The following is a 236-nucleotide window of genomic DNA, read 5'->3' as shown; positions in this document are numbered from 1 at the left end:
TTGTTGCAGGATATAGACCGTTTCCACTAGCAACGGATCACTCATTAAAGCTGCATGATCACGGTTTTGACTTGTAGAAAGTGATCTAACTGCTCTGGGCCTAAATCTCGACCAATACCAGACTGCTTGTAACCACCGAATGGCAATGATGAATCCATGGCATCATGAGTGTTTACAAATACTGTACCCGCTTCCATTTTCTTAAGCAAACGGTGCGCACGGCTGACATTTTGGGT

1 protein-coding gene is annotated in these 236 nt (G+C 44.5%); it reads right to left on the bottom strand.

What is annotated here, in order from left to right; all coding sequences use genetic code 11:
- Positions 1-44: 44 nt before the first annotated feature.
- A partial coding sequence (locus AYW75_RS18555) for an aldehyde dehydrogenase family protein (RefSeq protein ID WP_156490901.1) occupies positions 45-236 on the bottom strand: 192 nt, incomplete at its 5' end.

This window comes from Marinomonas atlantica (assembly GCF_001639725.1).
GTDB classification, from domain to species: Bacteria; Pseudomonadota; Gammaproteobacteria; order Pseudomonadales; family Marinomonadaceae; genus Marinomonas; species Marinomonas atlantica.
The sequence above is the reverse complement of the archived record's forward strand: the minus strand, read 5'-3'. Positions and strand labels throughout refer to the sequence as shown.